At 70.9% G+C, this 21,641-nt stretch carries 20 protein-coding genes and 1 tRNA gene; 7 read left to right on the top strand and 14 right to left on the bottom strand.

The features are described 5' to 3' along the window. Nucleotides 1-4: 4 nt before the first annotated feature. The 5 genes from ACWDZ6_RS30915 to ACWDZ6_RS30895 all read right to left on the bottom strand — a co-directional run bounded on the left by ACWDZ6_RS30915 (nucleotide 5) and on the right by ACWDZ6_RS30895 (nucleotide 6,775). Nucleotides 5-1,468, bottom strand: coding sequence for an AlkA N-terminal domain-containing protein (locus ACWDZ6_RS30915; RefSeq protein WP_451505466.1), 1,464 nt, complete (start codon nucleotides 1,466-1,468; stop codon nucleotides 5-7). Between the two features lie 162 nt (nucleotides 1,469-1,630). Continuing rightward, on the bottom strand, nucleotides 1,631-2,560 hold the full coding sequence (locus ACWDZ6_RS30910; RefSeq protein ID WP_451505465.1) for a lytic polysaccharide monooxygenase auxiliary activity family 9 protein: 930 nt from the start codon (nucleotides 2,558-2,560) through the stop codon (nucleotides 1,631-1,633). 87 nt (nucleotides 2,561-2,647) lie between these two features. After that, nucleotides 2,648-3,874 carry an NAD(P)/FAD-dependent oxidoreductase gene (locus ACWDZ6_RS30905; RefSeq protein WP_451505464.1) on the bottom strand — a complete coding sequence of 409 codons (1,227 nt, stop codon included), beginning with the start codon at nucleotides 3,872-3,874 and terminating at the stop codon, nucleotides 2,648-2,650. After that, nucleotides 3,871-5,268: an FAD-dependent oxidoreductase gene (locus ACWDZ6_RS30900; protein ID WP_451505463.1), complete on the bottom strand. Its 1,398-nt coding sequence runs from the start codon at nucleotides 5,266-5,268 to the stop codon at nucleotides 3,871-3,873. The genes ACWDZ6_RS30905 and ACWDZ6_RS30900 overlap by 4 nt, the downstream gene beginning before the upstream one ends. 61 nt (nucleotides 5,269-5,329) lie before the next feature. Beyond that, complete coding sequence (locus ACWDZ6_RS30895; RefSeq protein ID WP_451505462.1) at nucleotides 5,330-6,775, bottom strand: FGGY family carbohydrate kinase; 1,446 nt, start codon at nucleotides 6,773-6,775, stop codon at nucleotides 5,330-5,332. Between the two features lie 278 nt (nucleotides 6,776-7,053). On the opposite strand from ACWDZ6_RS30895, the gene ACWDZ6_RS30890 reads away from it, so the two are divergent. Both ACWDZ6_RS30890 and ACWDZ6_RS30885 read left to right on the top strand, forming a co-directional pair. Then, entirely contained in the window at nucleotides 7,054-8,049 is a 996-nt protein-coding gene (locus ACWDZ6_RS30890; RefSeq protein ID WP_451505461.1) for a hypothetical protein, read from the top strand. Between the two features lie 139 nt (nucleotides 8,050-8,188). Beyond that, entirely contained in the window at nucleotides 8,189-9,718 is a 1,530-nt protein-coding gene (locus ACWDZ6_RS30885) for an amino acid permease (RefSeq protein ID WP_451505460.1), read from the top strand. A gap of 397 nt (nucleotides 9,719-10,115) precedes the next feature. Here the strand turns inward: ACWDZ6_RS30885 and ACWDZ6_RS30880 are convergent, their stop codons facing one another. Continuing rightward, a complete protein-coding gene (locus tag ACWDZ6_RS30880) occupies nucleotides 10,116-10,319 on the bottom strand; it encodes a DUF1398 family protein (RefSeq protein ID WP_451505459.1) in 204 nt (67 codons plus the stop codon). A gap of 317 nt (nucleotides 10,320-10,636) precedes the next feature. Then, on the bottom strand, nucleotides 10,637-11,353 hold the full coding sequence (locus ACWDZ6_RS30875) for a TetR/AcrR family transcriptional regulator (protein WP_451505458.1): 717 nt from the start codon (nucleotides 11,351-11,353) through the stop codon (nucleotides 10,637-10,639). A 114-nt stretch (nucleotides 11,354-11,467) separates the two neighbouring features. Here ACWDZ6_RS30875 and ACWDZ6_RS30870 point away from each other — a divergent pair, with 114 nt between their 5' ends. The 3 genes from ACWDZ6_RS30870 to ACWDZ6_RS30860 all read left to right on the top strand — a co-directional run bounded on the left by ACWDZ6_RS30870 (nucleotide 11,468) and on the right by ACWDZ6_RS30860 (nucleotide 13,561). Further along, nucleotides 11,468-11,914, top strand: a complete 447-nt coding sequence (locus ACWDZ6_RS30870) for an SRPBCC family protein (RefSeq protein ID WP_451505457.1) — start codon at nucleotides 11,468-11,470, stop codon at nucleotides 11,912-11,914. A gap of 226 nt (nucleotides 11,915-12,140) precedes the next feature. Further along, complete coding sequence (locus ACWDZ6_RS30865) at nucleotides 12,141-12,767, top strand: RNA polymerase sigma factor (protein WP_451505480.1); 627 nt, start codon at nucleotides 12,141-12,143, stop codon at nucleotides 12,765-12,767. Continuing rightward, on the top strand, nucleotides 12,764-13,561 hold the full coding sequence (locus ACWDZ6_RS30860; protein ID WP_451505456.1) for a hypothetical protein: 798 nt from the start codon (nucleotides 12,764-12,766) through the stop codon (nucleotides 13,559-13,561). Before ACWDZ6_RS30865 ends, ACWDZ6_RS30860 begins: the two co-directional genes overlap by 4 nt. 116 nt (nucleotides 13,562-13,677) lie before the next feature. Here ACWDZ6_RS30860 and ACWDZ6_RS30855 read toward each other — a convergent pair whose 3' ends face one another. The 3 genes from ACWDZ6_RS30855 to ACWDZ6_RS30845 form a co-directional block, all read right to left on the bottom strand. Continuing rightward, on the bottom strand, nucleotides 13,678-15,405 hold the full coding sequence (locus ACWDZ6_RS30855) for an FG-GAP-like repeat-containing protein (protein WP_451505479.1): 1,728 nt from the start codon (nucleotides 15,403-15,405) through the stop codon (nucleotides 13,678-13,680). Beyond that, nucleotides 15,308-16,291, bottom strand: a complete 984-nt coding sequence (locus ACWDZ6_RS30850; protein WP_451505455.1) for a hypothetical protein — start codon at nucleotides 16,289-16,291, stop codon at nucleotides 15,308-15,310. The genes ACWDZ6_RS30855 and ACWDZ6_RS30850 overlap by 98 nt, the downstream gene beginning before the upstream one ends. A gap of 322 nt (nucleotides 16,292-16,613) precedes the next feature. Beyond that, a tRNA-Pro gene (locus ACWDZ6_RS30845) sits at nucleotides 16,614-16,687 on the bottom strand. Nucleotides 16,688-17,055: 368 nt separating this feature from the next. Between ACWDZ6_RS30845 and ACWDZ6_RS30840 the strand changes: the two genes are divergently transcribed. Beyond that, the gene (locus ACWDZ6_RS30840; RefSeq protein ID WP_451505454.1) at nucleotides 17,056-17,529 is read left to right on the top strand and encodes a DUF309 domain-containing protein; all 474 of its coding nucleotides are present in this window, start codon (nucleotides 17,056-17,058) and stop codon (nucleotides 17,527-17,529) included. Here ACWDZ6_RS30840 and ACWDZ6_RS30835 read toward each other — a convergent pair. The 3 genes from ACWDZ6_RS30835 to ACWDZ6_RS30825 are packed head-to-tail and all read right to left on the bottom strand — an operon-like array spanning nucleotide 17,518 to nucleotide 20,308. Further along, nucleotides 17,518-18,171, bottom strand: coding sequence for a LutC/YkgG family protein (locus ACWDZ6_RS30835; protein WP_451505453.1), 654 nt, complete (start codon nucleotides 18,169-18,171; stop codon nucleotides 17,518-17,520). The two genes, ACWDZ6_RS30840 and ACWDZ6_RS30835, sit on opposite strands and share 12 nt — an antisense overlap. Next, on the bottom strand, nucleotides 18,168-19,586 hold the full coding sequence (locus tag ACWDZ6_RS30830; RefSeq protein WP_451505452.1) for a LutB/LldF family L-lactate oxidation iron-sulfur protein: 1,419 nt from the start codon (nucleotides 19,584-19,586) through the stop codon (nucleotides 18,168-18,170). The genes ACWDZ6_RS30835 and ACWDZ6_RS30830 overlap by 4 nt, the downstream gene beginning before the upstream one ends. Beyond that, on the bottom strand, nucleotides 19,583-20,308 hold the full coding sequence (locus ACWDZ6_RS30825) for a (Fe-S)-binding protein (RefSeq protein WP_451505451.1): 726 nt from the start codon (nucleotides 20,306-20,308) through the stop codon (nucleotides 19,583-19,585). Before ACWDZ6_RS30825 ends, ACWDZ6_RS30830 begins: the two co-directional genes overlap by 4 nt. Nucleotides 20,309-20,380: 72 nt before the next feature. Between ACWDZ6_RS30825 and cobF the strand changes: the two genes are divergently transcribed. Next, nucleotides 20,381-21,136: a precorrin-6A synthase (deacetylating) gene (cobF, locus tag ACWDZ6_RS30820; RefSeq protein ID WP_451505450.1), complete on the top strand. Its 756-nt coding sequence runs from the start codon at nucleotides 20,381-20,383 to the stop codon at nucleotides 21,134-21,136. 67 nt (nucleotides 21,137-21,203) lie between these two features. On the opposite strand, the gene ACWDZ6_RS30815 is transcribed toward cobF, so the two are convergent. After that, nucleotides 21,204-21,641, bottom strand: a 438-nt coding sequence (locus tag ACWDZ6_RS30815) for a precorrin-6A/cobalt-precorrin-6A reductase (RefSeq protein WP_451505449.1), incomplete at its 5' end; no start/stop codon positions are given.

The following is a 21,641-nucleotide window of genomic DNA, read 5'->3' as shown; positions in this document are numbered from 1 at the left end:
AGCCTCACGTGTTCCAGAAGTGATGCACGGCGTACGAACTCCACGGCCGCCACCTCTCCCCGTCCTGCGCCGCCACCCCGGCGCGCCGCATCCCCGCCCGGACCGCCACGTCCTCCGCCAGGAGTACATCCGGGTCGCCGAGAGCCCGCATCCGGATGTAGCCCGCCGTCCAGGGGCCGATGCCCGGCAGGGCGAGCAGCTGCCGCTCGGTCCCGTCCCGGTCGGCGCCCGGGTCCAGTTCCACCGTGCCCTTTGCGAGCGCGGCCGTCAGCGTACGGAGCGTGGCGCGCCGCGCGTCAGGCATGCCGAGCTCGTCCAGAGAAGCCTCCGCCAGGCTCTCCGCCCGCGGGAACAGATGCGTAAGACCGCCGCTCGGCTCGGGGAGCGGCTCCCCGTACGCCGCGACCAGCGCGTCCCCGGGCTCCCGCCCCGCGGAAACCGAATCCTGCTGCCCGAGCACAGCCCGTACCGCGAGCTCGTGCGGTTCGGCCGCACCCGGGGCGCGCAGCCCTGGACGGGCGGCTACCAGCGGGGCCAGCGCCGGGTCCGTACCGAGGCGTTCGGCGACGGCGCACGGGTCGGCGTCCAGGTCGAAGAGGCGGCGCATCCGCTGTGTGGCCGTCGTCAGATCACGCAGGTCGGCGAGGTGCAGCCGGCACTCAAGCCAGCCGCCCGCGCCCGGCTGTTCGCCCACCTCGGCAATGCCGGGCCCGCACGGCAGCCGCAGGGTGCGCCGGTAGAAACGGGAGCCGCGCTCGCCGACCATCTCCTCAACGCCTGTGATCGCGCGACTGCCCAGATAGTCGAAGACTTCCACGGCGGCGTACGGACCGCGGTAGGCCAGCCGCAGCGGTACTCCGGCGGCGGCCCCGTTCTCCTGGGCGACCGGACCGAAACGGGAAGTGCGGCCGGGCCGGGCGGAGCGGAGTTCGCTGGGGGTGGCCGCGTAGATCTCCCGCATGGTGTCGTTGAACTGCCGCACGCTCGCGAACCCCGCGGCGAAGGCGATCTCCGCCGCCTGCATGGTGGTGGTCTGCAGCAGGACCCTTGCCGTGTGGCCGCGCTGGGCGCGCGCCAGCGCGATGGGGCCCGCGCCGAGTTCGGCGTTCAGCTGCCGCTGCACCTGCCGGGCGCTGTAGCCGAGCCGGTGGGCAAGGCCTGCCACACCTTCCCTGTCCACGATCCCGTCACCGATCAGACGCATGGCACGCCCGACGACATCGGCGCGGGCGTTCCATTCCGCGGAGCCCGGCACGGCGTCGGGACGGCAGCGGCGGCAGGCCCGGAAGCCCGCGCCCTGGGCCGCCGCGGCCGTCCGGTAGAACGACACGTTCCGGCGCTTGGGTGTGATCGCGGGGCAGCTCGGCCGGCAGTAGATCCCGGTGGTGGACACGGCGAAGAAGAACACCCCGTCGAACCGGGCGTCCCTGCTGCTCACCGCCTCGTATCTGCTGTCCTCGATCGTCATACGGCCAGTATGGGCACCGCGCCGGGCACCCGCTGGCGGAAATCGGACGTCGGCGTCCGGCTGTCCGGTGCGGCCGCCGGGTCCAGGGTCCCGTCCGGACGTCGCGTCCGGCGTCCCGTGCGGCCGTCGCGTCCGGGGTCCCGTCCGGACGGTCGCGTCCGGCTACCGGCGGCGGAGGAACGCGGACACGCCCAGCGCGAGAAGCGCGAGCACGGCGGCCACCCCGCCGAGGAGGACGGCCGTGCTGCCGCCCTCCGCCGACGCCGCGGCCGGCTGCCCGACGGGCTCGTCGGCAGGGGCCGAACCCGGCGCGGTGACCGGCGGGGACGCCGTCGGCTGCGCGGGGGGATCGGAGGCGGGCTGCGAGGCTGGATCTGTGACCGGCTCGGAGGATGGCTCGGCAGCGGGCCGAGAACCCGGCTGCCGAGCCACAGGCTCACCGCCCCGCTCCTTGTGGCCCGCAAACACCACGTCGGAACATGAGTAGTAGGTGTCCGGCGTGCTCGAGTTCCGCCACACCGTGTAGAGCACATGCCGGCCCGTCAGACCGGCCGGGAGCCGACCGGAGATCCGGTACGCGCCGTCCACGACCTGCGGATCGGTGGCCGTGGTGAAGGGCTTCGCCGACAGATCGGCCCACCGCAGCGGCGCTGCCGGATCGTAGCCCTCCTTGGTGAGATACAGGTCGAACGTCCCCTCGTGCGGGATCGTCGTCCGGTAGGTGAGGGTGAACCGGGCGCCGGCCTTCAGGGCCGTCGCCGGCCAGTCCGCGCGGGCGATGTCCAGGCCCTTGTACGCGTCGAGGCCCGCGCTGCACAGCTGCCCGTCCGGGACGACCTCGCGGTCTCTGCCCCGTACGTCGGCCACACGCAGGTTGTCCCACTGGTCGAACGCCGATCCCCCGTTCGCGGCAACGGCGGCGCGGCAGGCGGCCGACGCACCCTGGGCACCCTCGGGACCGCATGCGGCCACCCGGCTGACGGGATCGGTCGGCGCCCCGTGCGCCTGCGCGGTCCCGGCGGCCACGGCCGTCAGCAGGAGCGGTACGACACCGGCGAGCGCAGCGGCGGCGGCAGTTCGATGGGCAGTCATCCGCGGCAGACCTCCTTGATGGGCTCAACAGCCTGTCGTGTATTACGGCTTCGCCCGCCCGAGCGTTCACCGCGGCCGGTCGACGGCTCAGCAGGCGGTGATCTCCACCGGGCCGCCGCCCGGATCAGCACTCCCGATCCAGTCGGCGCGGAGGTGGAGTCCGCCGCCGGGCAGCGCGGTACGCAGCAGACGCCGCCGGCGGAGCACCCGGCCGTCCTGGCTGACGACGAGGACAGGCCGGGCGAGGGGCTCGCGGATGCGCAGGAGGAAGCGGTCCCGCAGCGGACGGGGGCCGTCCGGGGCGATGCGGTTCGGCGCCACCCACTGCAATGGTCCGGCAACCTGGACCCGCAGCCCGCCGTCCGGCCACGCTTCCCCGCTCAGGTGCCGCAGCACCCGGTCCGCGACGTACCGGCCCTCCTCTGCCGCGGTGCCGGCCGGCTCGGCTCCGTGCAGCAGGTTGCCGGCGGCGAAGACGCCTTCCTCTGCGGTGCGGAACGCGGTGTCGACGGCGGGGCCCCGGGTGCCGGGGTCGAGCGGGATCCCGCCGCGTCTGGCCAGTTCATGGTCGGGGATCCAGTCGCCGGTGAACACGACCGTGTCGCAGCCGACGGTGGTGCTTCTGCCGTCCCGGTGCCGCAGTCCGACTCCGGTCAGCCTGCCGCGGCCGGTCAGTTCGGTCACGGTGGCGCCGGTGAGCAGCGGGACACGGCGTTCCAGCAGCGGGCGCGCCGGCCGGCGCTCCTGGTCGGTCACCACGGCGAGGACCTCGACTCCGGCGGCCCGCAGAGTGCGTACCGCGGAGAAGGCGACCGGCTCCGCTCCCACGACGATCGCGCGGCTGCCGACCCGCCGGCCGTGGAGGTGGACCGCCTGCTGCAGTTCGCCCGTGGTGAGCACACCCGCCGGCCGGGTGCCGGGCACCAGCCGGGCGCTGCGCGGCCGTTCGCGTGCGCCGGTGGCGAGCACGACGGCACGCGCGGTGATCCGTTCCAGGCCTGCCGGGCTCGTGGTGTCCAGGGTCCGCGGGCCGGACCAGCCGGTGACGGTGACGCCGGTGCGCAGGTCCGCTCCGGCGCGTACGGCGTTGTCGACGAGGTGGCGGGCGTACTGCGGACCGCTCATCGCACGGCGCTGTTCGCGCCGCCCGAAGCCGCCGTGGCCGCAGTGGCGCGGGATGCCGCCGGCCTGTTGCTCACGCTCGACGATCTCGACGGCGCCCGCTCCCGCCCTGCCGAGCCGGGCGGCTGCCGCGAGGCCGGCCGGTCCCGCGCCGACGACGAGGACGTCGACGGTACGCGCCGGCCGGCTCATCGGCGTGCCTCGAAGAGCTCGCGCACCGCGGACCCGCAGTAGAAGCCCTGGCAGCGACCTCCGCGTGCGCGGGTACGGCGCCGGAGTCCGTCGAGCGAGCCCGGCGGGACCGTACTGGCCAGCGCGTCGCGGATCTCCCCGCGGGAGACGTGTTCGCAGTGGCAGACGAGCGTGCCGTACTCGGGATCCGCGGCGATGAGATCGGCACTCTGATAAGGGCGCGGGAACGCCTCCCCGAGGTTCGGCATGCGTACGGGCTCCGGTTCGCCCGCGTCCCCGAGGTCGAGGCCGGCGTCTCCGAGCAGGTCGGTGACGTGGGCGGCGATCGCCATCGAGGCGGTCAGTCCCGTGGAGCGGATGCCGCCGACGGCTATGTACCGCTGGCGTGCGTGGGCCCGGATCCGGTAGTCGTCGTGCTCGGTGGCGGCGCGCAGGCCCGCGTAGACAGCGGTGATCTCCTCATCGAGCAGCTCCGGCACGATCCGTCGGCCCTTCGCCCTCAGGAAGTCGAGTCCTTCTGCGGTCGATCCGGTGGCTTCCTTGTCGCCGAGGTCCTCGGCCGTCGGGCCGAGCATCACATTGCCGTACACGGTGGGCGCCACCAGTACGCCTTTGCCGAGCGCGGTCGGCACCGGCAGCAGGATGTGGCGGACCAGCTCCCGGGCAAGCTTGTCGAAGACGATGAGCTGGCCCCGGCGCGGAGTGACGGTGAAGTCGGCGTGGCCGAGTTCCCGGTCCAGTTCGTCGGCGTACAGTCCGGCCGCGTTGACGAGGTACCGGGTGCGCAACAGGCCGCGTTCGGTTGCGAGTTCATGGTGGCTGCCGCCACTGGTCACGCTCTCCACCCGGCAGTTCAGATGCAGGTCGACGCCGCCGCGGACGGCTTGGGTGGCGTACGCGAGTGTGGTGGTCCAGGGACAGATGATGCTCTCGCCCGGGACGTCGAGCGCGCCGAGCGCCCCCGGCCCGAGGTGCGGCTCGCGTTCGCGCACCTCGTCCGGGCCGATGAGCCGTGCGTCGTGGTATCCGTTGCGCTCCGCCTTGGCGGCGAGGGCGGGGAGTGCGGCGAGCTGCTCCTGGTCCCAGGCGACGAGGAGCGCACCGAGCGGTTCGACGGGGATGCCTGTTTCCGCGGCGTACGTGGCGAGCCGCCGCTGTCCCTCGCGCATGAGCCGGGACTCCAACGATCCGGGGACGGCGTCGAATCCGGTGTGCAGAATCGCCGTGTTCGCTTTCGACGTGCCGTTGCCGACGTCGTCACAGGCGTCCACGAAGGCGGCACGCAGCCGGTGGCGGGCGAGTTCGCGGGCGATGGCCGAGCCGACCACGCCGGCGCCGACCACGATCACGTCATGCATGGTCTCCGGCAGCGGCCCGGCGGTCGTGACGGTCATGGCGCTCCTGGTCCTGATCGCGCGTACGGACTCCGGCGCGGTTTCATGGAACAGCCGGGATTCATGGGGCGGTCGGCGTACGGTCCAGCAGCGCGGCCACCTCCGCGCGGAAGGCCGCGAGGCGCTCGGCCGCCTGTGCCGCGCTGATTCTCGGCTCATAGACGGCGGACGGTTTCCAGGCGGGTACCGCCTGCTCGACGGTCAGGCCCGGTTCCAGGCCCAGCCGCGCCACGGCTCCGACCCCGAGTGCGGTTACGTCGGGCAACGCCGATACCTCGACGGGCAGTTGAAGCAGATCGGCCTGTGTCTGCATCAGCAGGGCCGAGCGGGTCAGGCCGCCGTCGACGCGCAGACCCGTGAGCGGCGTCCCGAGGTCCGCGGCGACCGCGTCGGTGAGCCCGACGACCTGAGCGGCGATGCCTTCGCACAGCGCACGCACCAGATGTCCGGGGCCGGTGTCCAGTCCGAGGCCGGTCAGCGAGCCGCGCAGATCGCCGCGCCACCAGGGGGCCGCGAGGCCGGCGAGGGCCGGTACGAAGGTGACGCCGCCACTGTCCGGCACGGCGGAGCCGACGGGGTCCAGGTCCGCGGCCCCGGAGATCACTCCGAGCTCGGTCAGCCAGCGGACGGCGGAGGCCGCCGTATAGACCTGTCCGTCCAGGCAGTAGCTGGTGCGTCCACCGAGCCGCCAGGCGACACAGCTGACCAGGCCGTTGCTGGTACGGCGCGGGCGGGACCCGGTCTGGGCGAGGAGGAACGCACCGGTGCCGTAGGTGCACTTGGCGGTGCCCGGTTCGGTGACGCTCTGGGCGAGCAGCGCGGCCTGCTGGTCGACCAGGAGTCCGGTGAGCGGGACTTTGGTGCCGAAGGCTTCGGTGATGCCGACGGGGCCGTCCGAGTCGACGATCTCCGGCATCCGTTCGCCGGTCAGGCCGTGGATCTCGAGTGCCCGCGGCGACCAGGCGACACGGTCGAGGTCGAGGAGCTGGGTGCGTCCGGCGGTCGCCGCATCCGTGACGAAGGCACCGGTCAGCCGGTGGATCAGCCAGGCGTCGCTGGTGGTGACGACGCCTTCGCGGGCGAGCTCGCGGCGCACCCAGGCCATCTTGGGCGCGGCGAAGTACGGATCGAGCGGCAGTCCGGTCAGCTGCGCCAATTCTTCGGCGTGCGGGGCGAGTTCCGCACAGATCGGCTCGGCCCGCCGGTCCTGCCAGACGATCGCCTCGGTCAGCGGTTCGCCCGTGTCCGTATCCCAGGCCAGGACGGTCTCGCCCTGGTTGGCGAGACCGACAGCGACGACCGGCTCCCCGGCGCGGGAGAGGGCCTGGCGACCGGCCTCGACGACCGAGGAGAGCAGCGAGGCGGGGTCGACTTCCACGCGTCCGCCGCTTTGGTAGCGGGGGTTCACCGGTGCGGAGCCAGTGCCGATGACACCGCGCTCGGGGCAGATCACCAGTGCCTTCGTGCCCGACGTGCCCTGGTCGACGGCCAGCACTGGGCCTGTCATCGGGCCACCCCGCTCTTCGGTAGAAGGAATCCGGCAGAAGAAACGCAGAGAAACCTTGATCGCTTACTGAAAGCGTGGAGCAGGTCCGGGCCCGCCGTCAAGAGTCTCCCGGCGGACCCGCGACCCCCCGAGATGTCCAATCCTCAACCGGTTCCTGATACATCATCAACTTCTTGCCGTCACCCCATGGTTGAGTAAGATCACCGCAAAGCACCGCCTCAACTGCTCACCGTCACCAGAGGGCTTATGACCACCATGACGAGACCTGTAGCGGGCTGATGTCCGACGACGAGTTACGCCCGGTGTACCACCCGGCGGGTCACGACAGTGAACTGCGTACCGTGATGCAGGACTTACGCACCGGTCGATGGATGTCGATGCGGAACCTGCTGACCGCCACCTCCGACTGGGCGCTGTGGACCCAGCGGACCCAGGTGCTCGCGGCAGTGGCCGCCGGTTCCGATGCGGTGCGGGCCTGGCGCACGGAGGAGCCCCACTCGCTCGCGGCGACCGTGATGCACTGCCGGGTCGTGGTGGAGCGGGCACTGCGTGCCCACCGTGAGGGCCACCGGCGCACTCAGGAACTGTGGCACGAGGCCTGGGAGGCCTGCCGGATCGCCGCTCACCAGGCTCCGGAGGATCCGGTGCCGTGGGTCTGTCTGCTGGCGCTGGCCCAGCTGGACGACAAGCAGCTGATGGAGGAGCACCGTACGGCACCGCCGGGTCCGATGCTGTTCCCGGGCCCGTGGGGTCTGCTGGCGGAGGCCGACAAACGCGATCCGTTCAACCGCGAGGCGTACCACCGGATGCTGCAGTTCGTCTACGCGCGCAGGTCCGGCGGGCATCTGTCCGAGGCGGTCAACTTCGTTCAGTGGGCGGCGTCTTCCGCACCTTCCGGTTCGCCGTTGCACGCGCTCCCGCTCTATGTACGCGTGGAGCGCTACCGCCGGGAGCAGGGGCAGGAGAAGGCGCTGGATCTCCACTGGGTGACGGAGGACGCGGCCCGGGACGCCCAGCGCGCCCTGCACAGCTGGTTCAACCAGGTTCGCCCGGCCTGGCGTTCGCTGCTCGATCTCAACTACCTGTCCCACGCCCTGTGGGGCGCGCTCCAATTCCACGACGCCGCACCGGTCTTCGAGGCTCTGGGCCCGTACTACACCACCCTGCCGTGGGCCTACCGCACTCACACCCCCGCTGACGCGGGCCTGGCGGAAGAGGTGTTCCTGCGCGCCCGCGGCCGTTGTCTCGCGGCCGCGCGCGGCGCGGGCCCCTGACCGCGCCCCGGCCGCGCGGCTGATCCACCGTCCTCCCCGCACGCGTACGAGAGACAGGCCCCCGTACCCCGTACCTCGCCCTGTCCCTGCCCCTGCCCCTGTCCGCTCAGTGCATCACCCTTTCCCCGGAGGTTCTTCGATGTCCATATCCCCGCCGAAGTGGTCGAGTCCGGACCAGACTCCCCCCAAGGACGAGGAGGAACGGCTGCGGGAGCTCGGCTATCAGCCGGTTCTCGCACGCCGTATGGGTGGCTTCGGCAATTTCGCCATCAGCTTCTCCGTCATCTCGATCCTGTCCGGCTGCATGACCCTGTACGGCTTCGGGCTGAACACCGGCGGTCCCGCGGTGATGCTCTGGGGCTGGGCGGGCGTCGGCCTGTTCGTCCTGTGCGTCGGCATGGCGCTCGCCGAGGTGACCAGCGCGTACCCCACGTCGGGCGCGCTGTATTACATGGCCGACCGGCTCGGCGGCCGTAAGTGGGGCTGGTACACCGGCTGGCTGAATCTCCTCGGCCTGCTGGGTGCGATCGCCGGTATCGACTACGGCTGCGCCCTGTTCACCGGCGCGTTTCTGAATCTGCAGTGGGGATTCCACCCCACACCCGGCTCCACCATGATCATTTTCATGTGCATTCTGCTGCTGCACGCCGTCCTGAACCTGTTCGGGGTGCGGCTGGTCAGCCTGCTCAACTCGGTCAGTGTGTGGTGGCACCTCGGCGGCGTCGCTCTGATCGTCGGCGCACTGGCCATCGTGCCCTCCGACCACCAGTCGCCCGAATTCGTCTTCACCGAGTTCGTCAACGGCACCGGCTGGAACAGTCCCGTCTATGTGGCCGCGATCGGTCTGCTGTTGGCGCAGTACACCTTCTCCGGCTACGACGCCTCCGCGCACCTTTCGGAGGAGACCTCCAACGCGTCCGTCTCCGCCGCCCGCGGCATCGTGCGATCCATTTGGGTCTCCTGGATCGCCGGTTTCGCCCTGCTGGCCGGTCTCACCTTCGCCATCCAGGACTACGAGGGCACCCGGACGAGCGCCACCGGAGTACCCCCGGCCCAGATTCTGCTCGACGCGCTCGGCACCGGAGGCGCGACGGCCCTGCTGCTCGTCGTGATCGTGGCGCAGCTGTTCTGCGGCAACGCCGAGGTGGCAGCGGCCAGCCGCATGGTGTTCGCGTTCAGCCGCGACAACGCGCTGCCCGGCTCCGCGCTGTGGCGGAAGGTCAGCAGCCGTACCCAGACCCCGGTCCCCGCGGTGTGGCTGTCGGTCGTCTTCGCCTGCCTGCTGGCGCTGCCGTCCCTGTACTCCACGACCGCGTACGGCGCGGTGACGGCGATCAACGTCATCGGCATAACGCCGGCGTACGCGATCCCGATCTATCTGAAGCTGCGCGCCGGAGACCGCTTCGAACCGGGCCCGTGGAGCCTGGGCCGCTGGAGCAAGCCGGTCGGCTGGGTAGCCGTGGTGTGGGTGACGTGCGTGACGGTGCTGTTCTGCCTGCCGCAGTCCAACCCGGTCACCGTCGACACGATGAACTACGCCTCGATCGCGTTGGTCGCTGTGCTGGTGCTGGCCACCGTGTGGTGGTTCGTGGCACGCCGCTCGTACGGCACGCCGTCCGCGTACGGATCCGCCCGTGAGCAGGCGGAGATCGCGGAGAACATCGTCTGACGCGTCACTCGCACCACGCTCGACCGCCACGCCGTCAGGGCCCGTCCGAGGAGCAGCCCTGACGGCGTGGTGTCACTTGCCGGCAGGTTCCCGGTGACCTCGAGGTCGCGCAGGCTGCCCACGTTGTCGAACGAGCCGAAGCCACGCGCCTCCACCCCGGTGCCGCCGGCTCCCGCCACGCCTCCGTCCGCTCACTGCAGCGGTACGCCCGCCCCGGCGTCGACACGGTCGCCCACCACGTCGCCCAGCGCGACCCCGCCGCCCGCCGCCGCGGCTGACCTGCGCCGGAGGCGCCATGCCGGGCCGGCCACGTGGCACGTGCGGATCGCCACCGGCTTCGCGAGACAGCGGGCCTTCGGCGTCCCCGCTCAGGAGCTCGCCAATCGTGTCGCGCGCCTCAGGGGAGCGTGACGGCCGGGTAGTCCTCGGTGTAGGACTCGCCGTCGGCTCCGTAGTAGGCGCAGGTGCGGGCGGTGGTGTCCACGTCGTACCAGATGACGCCCGCGTTCCAGCAGCCGCAGACGAACTCGGGGAACGTTGTCTCACCGGCCTGATCCGCCCGCAGGGCGGGCGCGCATAGCTGCACAGCGACCTGAACCACCTCGGGTCCGTACGCCGGACCTGCGCCGCCGCGTCACCGAAACCCGCCGGAGGCCGGGCACCAGGCCCGGCTCGGACGTACTGCTCTCGCGCAGGATCCATGATTCCGGCCGGGCGGCGCCATGCGTGTCGGCCGGGGCGGTGAACCACAGCGGGCGCCGGCTTCCGTCCTCACCGAACAGGCTGTGGCGGTCCAGCTCGATGACCCCCGGCGCGGGGTGAACGATGCGCCTGTGGTCCACCCGGCGCCGCTGCCGTGGCAGTTGGCATGACGGGGCCAGTCGAGCGCACATCGGCCGCCGCGCCGGCCGCCACCCGTCAGTCCAGCCGGAACGCGTCCGCGAGTGCGTCGATCTGAGCGTCGAGCAGAGTCCCCGGATCGTGCCCCATACCGGTGAACTGACCGGCCACTTCGAGGCTGACCGCGCCATGCATCTGGGACCACGCGAGCACGGCCCCCGCCAGCGCCCGGCCTACACCGCCCGCCGACACCGGCACCTCTGTGTACTGCTCCGCCCACGACGCCACGGCGGGCTCCCGCTCCGCCCAGGCGGTCATCTGCTCGACAAGCTCAGTCGCCGGTCCCGACGGCTCCCCCGCGACGAAGACACTCAGGAACGGACCGAGCGCCGCCCGCGCCCGCGTCACCGTGTCGGCCGGTGCGCTGTAGCCGGGCAGGGGCGGCCCGGCGATCAGCAGATAGCGGTGCGGCTGCTCGACACCCCAGGCCCGGAACGCGGCGGCCAGCGCGTGCAGCCGTACGCGCGGCAACGCGTCGGCGCAGTCCTCCGCGGCGACACCGATGGACGCGGCGAGGTCGTCGTACGCATCCCGGATCAGTGCGCTCAACAGGTCGTCGCGGTTGGCGAAGTAGCGGTAGAGAGCGGGCCCCGACATGCCCATTTCCTTGGCGATACGGGTCAGAGCGATGGCCGCCAGGCCGCCTTCGGCCAGCTGTCGCAGCGCGGCTTCCTTGATCTCCGCGCGGGTCTGCTCCCGGTAACGAGCCCGGGGGCCCTGCGTGGTCGGCGCCACAGCCACGTCCTTCCCTCGATGATGCAAATCATCCTAGCGTCTGTTACGGTCCATAACTATCACGATGATGCATAACACGATTGGTTTGCCGATCCCGATGCCCAGGAGGCTCTGATGACTTTTCCTCACACCATCGACGCGGACGCACCGGTCGTGGTCCGCCGCCGCATCACCGTCGACGCGCCCGCCGCGCCGGTCTGGCGCATCCACACGGACATCGACGCCTGGCCCAGCTGGAATCCCGGCATCGAGACGGCACGTCTCAACGACCCGTTCGCGTCCGGTGCCACCTTCCGGTGGCTGACCGGCGGCCTGGACATCGAATCGACGGTCTATCAGGTCGTTCCCGGTGAGCACGTCATCTGGGGTGGGCCGGCCCACGGCATCACCGGAATCCACCTGTGGACCTTCACCGAGGAGGACGGCCGCACCGTCGTTTCGACGGAGGAGTCCTGGAGCGGTGACCCCGTCCTCGCGCAGCCCAGGGAGATGCACAGGCTCCTGGACGAGTCGCTCGAGGCCTGGCTCCGGCATCTGAAGACAGCGGCGGAGCAGGCATAGAGACCCGGCCGCCCCAGGCGCCTCACCCGGTCGCGGCGACCTTGGGGCGCAGCGTCGGGAGCGGGGCCGAAACGATCACGGCCTGACCGGGCCGGCACGCGGCCCGTGGTTACGTCGGGCCCGCGGGAAATCTTCGAACGGCTGTGACATTTCCGCAGGTCCAGGCGCTGTGATCGGTGGGGGACATCGGCAAGGGTCTGCCGTGCGGCGCGACGAAGAGGAACGAGTGGGCAAGGTGGGGAGCGGTCGCCGTGCGGAGACGTACGACGCGGATCTCGGTGAACATGTCGCGCGAGCACAGGAGGGGGACGAAGGGGCTTTCGCCGCTGCCTACAGACTCGTACACCCGCCTCTGCTCGGCTATCTGCGGGGCCTGGTGAGGGACGATGCCGAGGATGTTGCGTCCGATGCCTGGCTCGAGATCGCGCGTGACCTGGGGCGGTCCCGAGGGGACGGGGCCGGTTTCCGTGCGTGGACGGCGAGCATCGCGCGCAACCGGGCCATCGACCATCTGCGACGGCTGAAGAGCAGGCCGCGCGGCACACTTCTCGAACAGGATCTGCGGGAGTTGCCGGCCGCTCAGGACACGGCCGGAGAGGCCTTCGAAACCATCTCGACGGAATATGCCCTCGCGCTGATCGCGACCCTGCCCCGACAGCAGGCGGAAGCGGTGCTCCTCCAGACCGTCATCGGACTTGACGGGGCGGCGGCCGCGCGGGTGCTGGGCAAGCGGCCCGGCGCGGTACGGTCCGCCACGCACCGCGGGCTGAGGCGGCTGGGGAAACACCTGGCGACGCTCGAACGAAACCGTGTGACAGATTCGGACTCCCGTGCGCTGGGAGATGCGACATGACCGAAAAGCGATCCAGAGGTGCCATGGACTCCGGGGACGAGCCGCCGACGCCGACGCCGACGCCGACTCCGACAAAGACACCGACTCCGACGCAGACGCCGACGCCGACTCCGACGCTGGATGAGCTGCTCGCTGCTGCCGCCCGCCCGGCACCCGCCGCACCGGAGGCCGAGGAGCGAGCCGTCGCCGCCTTCCGGACGGCGCGCGACGAAGGTGCGCCGACAGCGCCCACCCGGCACATGGACGACTGGCGGCCCGCGGCGCCGCGGTTCCGCACCGGCTGGATCAAGGTGGGACTCGGCACTCTCATGGCCGGGCTGGCACTGGGCGGGGTGGCGATGGCGGCCGGCGCGATCCCCACGCCGTTCGGCGATACGCGTGAGAAGCCCGGCCCGAGGCCGGGCGCTTCCTCGCCCCAGGACATGGAGAGCCCGGGCCCGGCGCGCCCCTCCGGCCCCGTGCCGTCGGCGGCCGGACCGGCCGCGCGCCCTCCCGGCGAGCGTCCACCCACCGCGCAGGATCAACTGGCTCAGTGCCGTGTGTACGAGTCGAAGCAGGGACCGGGCCGGGCGCTGGACAGTACTGCGCGGCAGCGTCTCGAAGACGCCGCCGGCGGTCCCGGCGCCGTTGCCGCGTACTGCGCGCGGCTGTTGAGCGAGCAGCCTCCCAAGCAGCCGCCCCACACAAGTCCGTCCCAGGACAAGAAGGACCCTCCCGTGCCTGCCGGGCAGCCGAAGGGACCGGAGCAGGGTGGCGCTCCCGGGCAGAAGCCGCCCTGGAACCGGGCGAACTGACGGACTGACGGACTGACGGACTGACGGACTGCCGCAGGCACCCTTCGCCCCTGCGCAAGCGGCCGGGGTCCCCTTCTCCGTGGGACCCCGGCCGCAGTCCGTGAGCGGCCGTCGGGCTACGGCGTCAGTACCAGGCCGACGCGTGCGCCTGCCGGCGCGCCGAGAACCGTGACGCCGTAGTAGACGCCCGACGAGGGGATCACGCCGGACGTACCGCTGTTGTCGATCTGAAGGACCGCGCCGTCGTTCGCGTCCTCGCCGTCCGCGCCGATGGCGAGATCCGCCCGCGTGTAGCCGGACAGATCAGTCAGCGAAACGGATGAACCGAGACGGTCGTTGGTCTCGGTGTCACCCGGCACACCGGCGGTGTCCTGGTGATACGCGACCGAGCCTGTGGCCGTCGGTCCCGCGGCAGAACCGCGGAGCAGGATCACCTGGCCCGCATTGGTCCGGGCGACTCCGCCGCGGGTGATGTCCTCGCCCGGAAGTCCGGTGAGGATGTCGCCGTATCCGTCGAGGTTGACGTCGCCGATGGAGACCGAAGCACCCATGTCGTCGCCGGTCTCGCCGGTGTCCGGGACGCCGGTGGTGTCCTGGCCGAATGTCAGCCTGCCGGTCGAGGTCAGCCCGGTCGCCGAGCCGAACACCGCGGTGACCGCTCCGCCCTTGGCGGTGTGACCGGACTCGGCGGCGACGGGCTGGCCGACGGCGAGATCGGCATAGCCGTCACCGTTGAGGTCACCGGCGGCGAGGGAGCGGCCGCCCTTGGCGTCCAGGATGCCGACCCGCTGGAGACCGGTGGAGGAGCCCTTCAGCCAGAGCAGGCGTGCGATACCGCCCGGGTCGCGGAAACTGATCGCCACATCGGCATAGCCGTCCCTGTTGAAGTCACCGGTCACGGCGGAGGAGAGGCTCGTCGCCGCGGTGTACGCGGAAGTGCCGAGGAAGCCGGCCTTCGTGGCGTACTCGGACTTGTCCTCGAACACCCACCAGCGGCCGGGCTTGCCCGGAGCGACGGTCAGAACGTCGGCCCTGCCGTCCGCGTTGAAGTCGCCCACGGTGACGGCGGAGCCGAGCTTCTCGCTGATCAGCCGGTACGCGGGAGAGGTCATGTACTGCTTGCCGGTGTCGAGCCCCGGGCCGTACATGACGGTGACCGAACCGGTGTCTCCATGGCCGGAGTCGTCGTCCTCACCGAGCGCGCCGATGGCGAGGTCGGCGTAGCCGTCACCGTTGACGTCGCCGTACGCCGACGAGGAACCGAAGTTGTCGCTGGTCTCGTTCTCGCCGGGGACGCCGGGTGAGGCCTGGGTGAGGGTGCGCCGGGCCGTGGCGACCGGCCCGTTCGTGCCGCCGGGCAGGACACTCACCGTGCCACCGGTGGCAGCGATCTTCGGCAGGCCGACAGCCAGGTCCGTGATGCCGTTCCGGTCGAAGTCGGAGGTGGGGATCGCGGAGTTGCGGCCCGCGCTCACGGCGAAGTCACGGATCGACGAGAGCTTGGCGTACAGGTTCTTGCCCGGGCACGCGGTCGCGAAGGCGTCGCGGTGGCCGGAGATCACATTCATCGTGGCCTGCTGGCCCTCGGTCCACCTGCCGGTGTCGCCCTGGGCCGTGAGCGTGACCGTGGCCTTCGGGCTGCCGCCGTACTGGCCGAGCTTCCAGGCGGCGAGACGGGCGGCCGACTGCAGAGCGGCCGTGGTCGGCTTTCCGGCAGGCTTTGCGGTGGCGGTATCGCCCTCGAAGTCACCGAGCAGAGCGATGCCGGTGGAGTAGCTGTTGAATCCGTAGGTGTGCGCACCCTTGACCGGCAGGTCGACGCCGCCGGCCCGGCCCTCGAAGATCTGGCCGCACTTGTCGATCAGGAAGTTGTAGCCCAGATCGTTCCAGCCCTCGGTCTTGACGTGGTACGTCATGATGCCCCGTACCAGGGCGGCCGACTCGGCGCCCGGCGGGGTCGTCGACCATCGCCTCGTCGGCACCCCACTGGGCGCGGCCGATGATCGGCGGCTGCTTCACCGTCGACGGTGGTGCGGTCGGCTTGGTGGGCGTCGGGCTCGGCGTCACTGTGGGAGCCGCGGTCGGTTCGGCCGTGTCGGTCGGAGAACTCGTCGGCGTGGCCGAGTCTGTGGGAGCCGCGGTGTCCGTCGGCGACGCGGGAGCCGTCGGGGTGACCGGATCGCCCGGAGATGCGGACGGAGTCTCGTCCACGGCGAACGCGGCGTTGTCCATGACCGTGGCGGCGGGGTTCTTGGCCTCGGCACTGCTCACACCGGGGTCGACCATGTGCAGCTTCAGGTTCCTGGGCAGCGCCTTGCCCGAGTCGACGCGTACCTGCACCCCCGTGGACGGTCCGACCCACAGCGGCTCGGACGCGCCGTGTGCCGTGGCCTCGGCCCCGTCCGGCCGGTGTGCGTCCAGTTCGAGCGCCTGCCAGCCGGACCACTTGCCGGTCTCGGCATTGCGCGTACGTACCTGTGCCGTGCCTTTGACCTCGACCGTGGCACTGTCCCAGCCGATACCGACGAGGGAGAACGGATCGGTGCCGGTGGCCGGCAGCTCCCGCTCGGTGGCTCCACCCTTGTCCAGCTGGAGCGTACGGAGTTTCGCCGCCCGCTCCTGCTGATGCGGCTTCTTGGGCGGGTCGGACGGGTTGGCCACGGCGATCGTGACCACCCCCGCCCCGCCCAGCACGACGGCGCCGACGGTCAGCCAGGCTCGGCGCTTCATGCTCAGTGGTCTGTACGCATGCGACGTACGCGGGCTCAAGTGCCCCACCTCTCCAGAAAGTTCACTTGCGGCGCACCCGTCACATGGGCGGCCTGAGCTACCCAGCGCACCGCGCTGACGAAACATCACGGGTCAGCGGTTGAATGTGATGTGGATCACGCATTGCTGGTGCCATGGCGTCAGGCGCGAGAAGTCCGGCGCCGGCCACCGGTTCGCCTTCGCCACCGAGCGGGCGTGAACACAGCCCGCCACTGGTCCGCAAAACGGTCAGAGGCCGTATCGAATCTCATCGATACGGCCTCTGACCTGCGACTTCGAAAAGTCGGGACGACAGGATTTGAACCTGCGACCCCTTGACCCCCAGTCAAGTGCGCTACCAAGCTGCGCCACGTCCCGGTGCGCGTTTCTTCCGGATTTCCGGCCGAGCACGCAAGAGAACATTACCCCACTTCGGAGGGCCCCCCGACGTCCTGCCTGGGGTCATGCGGCCCGCACAGGCCACGCCAGCGAGGGCCCCACCCCCGCACCTCGAAGGGCCCGGGGTTGGCGGGCTGCTCCTCGGCCGACGGCTCGGCCGGCCGGAGCGCGGAGGATGCTCGCTGGACGGCAGCCGGACACGAGGACGCCGGCGTGCCGCCCTCCCTGGTGCGCACCTTCACACTCACCGGGTTGCCGCATCCAACTCACGGCCTCGGGAATCGCGCCCGTCGGACGTCGGACGCCGGACGGCAGGCGCCCGACGGACCACGGTGGACAATCGAGGTGTGGACAACGCACCGAGGGACCGCGACGCCGAGGGGCGCGCACGCAACGCCCGTCCTCGCGATGGACTGGGACGCCCGCTCCCCTACGGAACACCGGGGGTGGAGCGGCAGCCCGAGGGTGTGGTGCGTACACCCGGTCAGACACTGACGGAGGCGCAGCGGCTGCTCGACGCGGGCATGCCCTTCCATGCGCACGAGGTCTTCGAGGACGCCTGGAAGTCCGGTCCCGAGGCCGAGCGTGAGCTGTGGCGAGGACTCGCGCAGCTGGCGGTGGGACTCACCCACGCCGCCCGCGGCAATACGGCGGGCGGCGCGCGGCTGCTGCGCAGAGGCGCGGACCGGATCGCCGGCTTCCGCGACCCGTACGACATCGATGTGACCGGGCTGACCGCCTGGGCGCGGGAGCTCGCGGCCCGCGTCCAAGGGCCGGTGGACGCGGGCGCCGAGGCACCCCGGCTGACCTCAGCCCTGTAGCAGGACCACTTCAAGGGTGCGCGGGCCGTGGACGCCCTCGACCCGGTCGAGTTCGATGTCGCTGGTCGCCGAGGGTCCCGAGATCCAGGTCAGCGGGCGGGTCGGGTCGAGGCGTGCCATCGCCTGCGGTACGGACGCGACGACCTGGTCCGGGACGCGTACGACACAGATGTGATGGTCGGGGATGAGCGTGATGCGCCGACGGCCCTGTCCGGGGCCGGCGTCCAGCACGATCGTGCCGGTCTCGGCGATGGCGAGCGCGCAGCCTGTGACGACACTGTCGACCTCGTCGAGTTCCCGCGCGGTGGAGACCGAACGGTCGTGGATCCGGGTCGCGTCGGCGGCGGAGAGCCAATCGGGCGGAAGTCCGGACGGTACGAGCACGGTCGCTGAGCCCCGCTCCGCGAGCAGCCGCATGAGCAGCAACGGCATTTCGTCCCGGGTGGTCCGGTGGACGATGGCCCGGTAGTCAGCGAGGTTCTCGTGGAGGAGGTCGAGGACCGCGGCCGGGTCGTCGGGAGTGTGGGTGGTGAGGTAGTCGCGGGCCGGTTCGGGGGCCTCGGGCGCGTCGGCGACCGCGCTGCGCACTCGGGCGAGGATGCGGTCGCGGGAGCTCGTAGGGGAGTAGGGTCCGGCGCTCATGTGCGGTTCTTCTTCCACCAGTCACGGAAGGATTCGGCGGGCAGCTCGGGCAGTTCACGGGCGGCGGTCCAGGCCCCTGTGCCCGGCAGTCTCTTCGGGTGCAGTTTGCGGGTCCTGGACGCGGCGCGTTCCCCGGCGGCGAGCGCGGCGGGATGGTCGAGGACCCAGCCGGCGGCCTTGATCGCGGCCTTCTCCAAGCGGTGACCCCTGCCTCCCTGGTCGGCGACCTTCTCACGGAGGTGGACGAGGACTTCGGGGATGTCGATGGCGACCGGGCACACCTCGTAGCAGGCGCCGCAGAGGGAGGACGCGTACGGCAGCGAGGCGTCGATCTCGCTCTGGATGCCGCGCAGTTGGGGGCTGAGGATGGCGCCGATCGGGCCGGGGTAGACCGAGCCGTACGCATGCCCGCCGGCCCGCTCGTACACCGGGCAGACATTGAGGCAGGCGGAACAGCGGATGCAGCGCAGCGCCTGCCGGCCGACCTCGTCGGCGAGTGCGTCGGTGCGGCCGTTGTCGAGGAGGACCAGATGGAAGGTCTGCGATCCGTCGGTATCAGCGGTGCCGGTCCACATGGAGGTGTACGGGTTCATGCGCTCGGCGGTCGATGAGCGCGGCAGCGTCTGCAGGAAGACTTCCAGATCGCGCCAGCTCGGCACCACCTTCTCGATGCCGACGACCGAGATCAGCGTCTCGGGGAGGGTCAGGCACATCCGGCCATTGCCCTCGGACTCGAAGACCACGAGCGTGCCGGTCTCGGCGACCATGAAGTTGGCCCCGGAGATACCGACCTTCGCCCGCAGGAACTTCTCGCGGAGGTGCAGGCGTGCGGCTTCGGCGAGTTCGCTGGGGCTGTCGGAGAGGCCGGCGGGGGCGGGCCGTCCCCAGCTCCCCATCTTCTCCGCGAAGATGTCGCGGATCTCGCCGCGGTTGCGGTGGATGGCCGGCACCAGGATGTGCGAGGGCCGGTCGTCGCCGAGCTGCACGATGAGTTCGGCGAGGTCGGTCTCGTAAGCCGAGATGCCTTCGGCCTCCAGGGCTTCGTTGAGCCCGATCTCCTGTGTGGCCATCGACTTGACCTTGACGACCTCGCGCTCGCCGGTCGCCTTCACCAGATCGGCGACGATCCGGTTGGCCTCCTCCGCGTCGGCGGCCCAGTGCACGGTGCCTCCGGCCTCGGTGACCGCCGTCTCCAACTGCTCAAGATAGCGGTCGAGATACCGGAGTGTCCGGTTCTTGATCTGCTTTCCGGCCTCTCGCAGCTCCGCCCAGTCGGCGAGTTCCGCCACCGCGCGGGCCCGCTTGTCGCGGATGGTGTGGGTGGCGTGCCGCAGATTGGCGCGCAGCGTCACATTGTGCAGGGCCTCGCCGGCCGCCTCGGGGAAGGACGGCATCCCCAGATATGTAGCGCTCATACGTAGGGCTCCTCTTCGGTACTGGCGAGGATGTCCGCGATGTGCAGGGCGCGCAGCGGCACACCCTGCGTGGGCACAGCCTGGCGGCGCAGGATGCCGTCGATGTGCATCAGGCAGGAGTTGTCGGCTCCGCACAGCACATCCGCTCCGGTGGAGACGGCATTGCGGACCTTGTCCCGGCCCATGGCGGCGGAGACCTCGGCATTCTTGACGGCGAAGGTGCCGCCGAAACCGCAGCACTCCTCGGCGCCGGGCAGTTCGCGCAGCTCGAGGCCCTTCACCGCGTCGAGGAGCTTTCGCGGCCGGTCGCCGAGGCCGAGCATCCGCAGACCGTGACAGGAGGGGTGGTAGGTGACGGTGTGCGGGAAGTAGGCGCCGACATCGGTGACGCCGAGGACGTCGACGAGGAACTCGGTGAGTTCGTACGTACGGGAGGGGAGCGAGGTCTCACCGAACTTGGGGTAGTGGTCACGCACCATGGCCACGCACGATCCCGACGGCGACACGACGTACTCGTACCCCTCGAAGGCCCGCGTCGTCCGGCGTACCAGGGGCTCGGTCTCGCGCCGGTAGCCGGTGTTGAACTGCGGCTGTCCGCAGCAGGTCTGCGCGGCCGGGAAGTCCACCTCTACGCCCAGCCGCTCCAGGAGTCTCACCGTCGCGATGCCCGTGGCCGGGTACAACGCGTCATTGACGCAGGTGACGAAGAGTGCGACACGCATGGTCGGAGGATATGCCGCTTCCGATGGACCCGGTAGCTCCCACGAACAGCCGGGTACGGCAGACTCGACAGGGTGAGAAAGATCTATGTGATCGGCATCGGGGCGGGTGACCCCGACCATCTGACGCTGCAGGCAGTCAAGGCGCTGAACAAGGCGGATGCGTTCTTCATCCTCGACAAGGGCGAGGAGAAGTCGGATCTGACGCGACTGCGGCGCGACATTCTGGACGCGCACATCGAGGATCCTTCGTACCGTCTGATCGAGGCACGGGATCCGGAGCGGGACCGGAAAACATCGGATTACTCCCCCGCGGTCGACGACTGGCGCCACCGCCGGGCCGACCTCTATGAGCGGTTCATCGCCGCGGAGCTGGGCGAGGACGAGTGCGGGGCCTTCCTGGTCTGGGGCGATCCGGCGCTGTACGACTCCACCCTCGGCATCCTGGAAGAGATCCTCGAACGCGGCGCGGTCGCCTTCGACCATGAGGTGGTTCCCGGCATCAGCAGTGTTTCGGCGCTGCTGGCCAGACACCGCACCGGTCTCAACCGGGTCGCGCGTCCTGTGCAGATCACCACAGGCCGGAGGCTTGCCGAAGGCTGGCCGGACGGCGTCGACGATGTGGTCGTGATGCTCGACGCCCGGCAGGCCTTCACCCGCCATCTCGACCAGGATCTCTTCATCTACTGGGGCGCCTACGTGGGCACCGAGGACGAGATCCTGGTGTCGGGGCGGCTGGCGGAGGTCTCCGGCCGGATCGAGGAACTGAGGGCCGAGGCGCGCGCCCGGAAGGGCTGGATCATGGACACCTATCTGCTGCGGCGCGGCTGAGCGGTCCGAGCAGCTCGAGCCGTCAAAGCTGTCAAAGCTGTCCGAGCTGTCAAAGCTGTCAAAGCTGTCAAAGCTGTCCGAGGAGCTCGAGTACGCCCGCCACGTCCGGCGCGATGGGCACCCCGGGCGGCGCGGGCGGACGTCGGACCACCACCACGGGCACGCCCAGCTCACGCGCGGCGACGAGCTTGGCGGAGGTGGCGGGTCCGCCGCTGTCCTTCGTCACCAGGACGTCGATTCCCTGGGTACGGAGCAGCTCCCGCTCGCCCTCGACGGTGAACGGTCCGCGGTCCAGGAGGACCCGGGTGTGGCGGGGCAGCGGCGGCTCGGGCGGCTCCACCGACCGCACGAGAAATCGCAGCTGGTCGAGGCCTGCGAAGGCGGCGAGGCCGAGGCGACCGGTGGTGAGGAAGACGCGCCGGCCCAGCGCGGGCAGCTGCGCGGCGGCGTCGGCGAGCGAGAGGGCCGAATGCCAGAGGTCCCCGGGCCCGGCGCTCCAGCCGGG

Source organism: Streptomyces sp. NPDC002926 (assembly GCF_053591755.1).
Note: the sequence above shows the minus strand (reverse complement) of the source record. Positions and strands in the feature narration are given on the sequence as shown.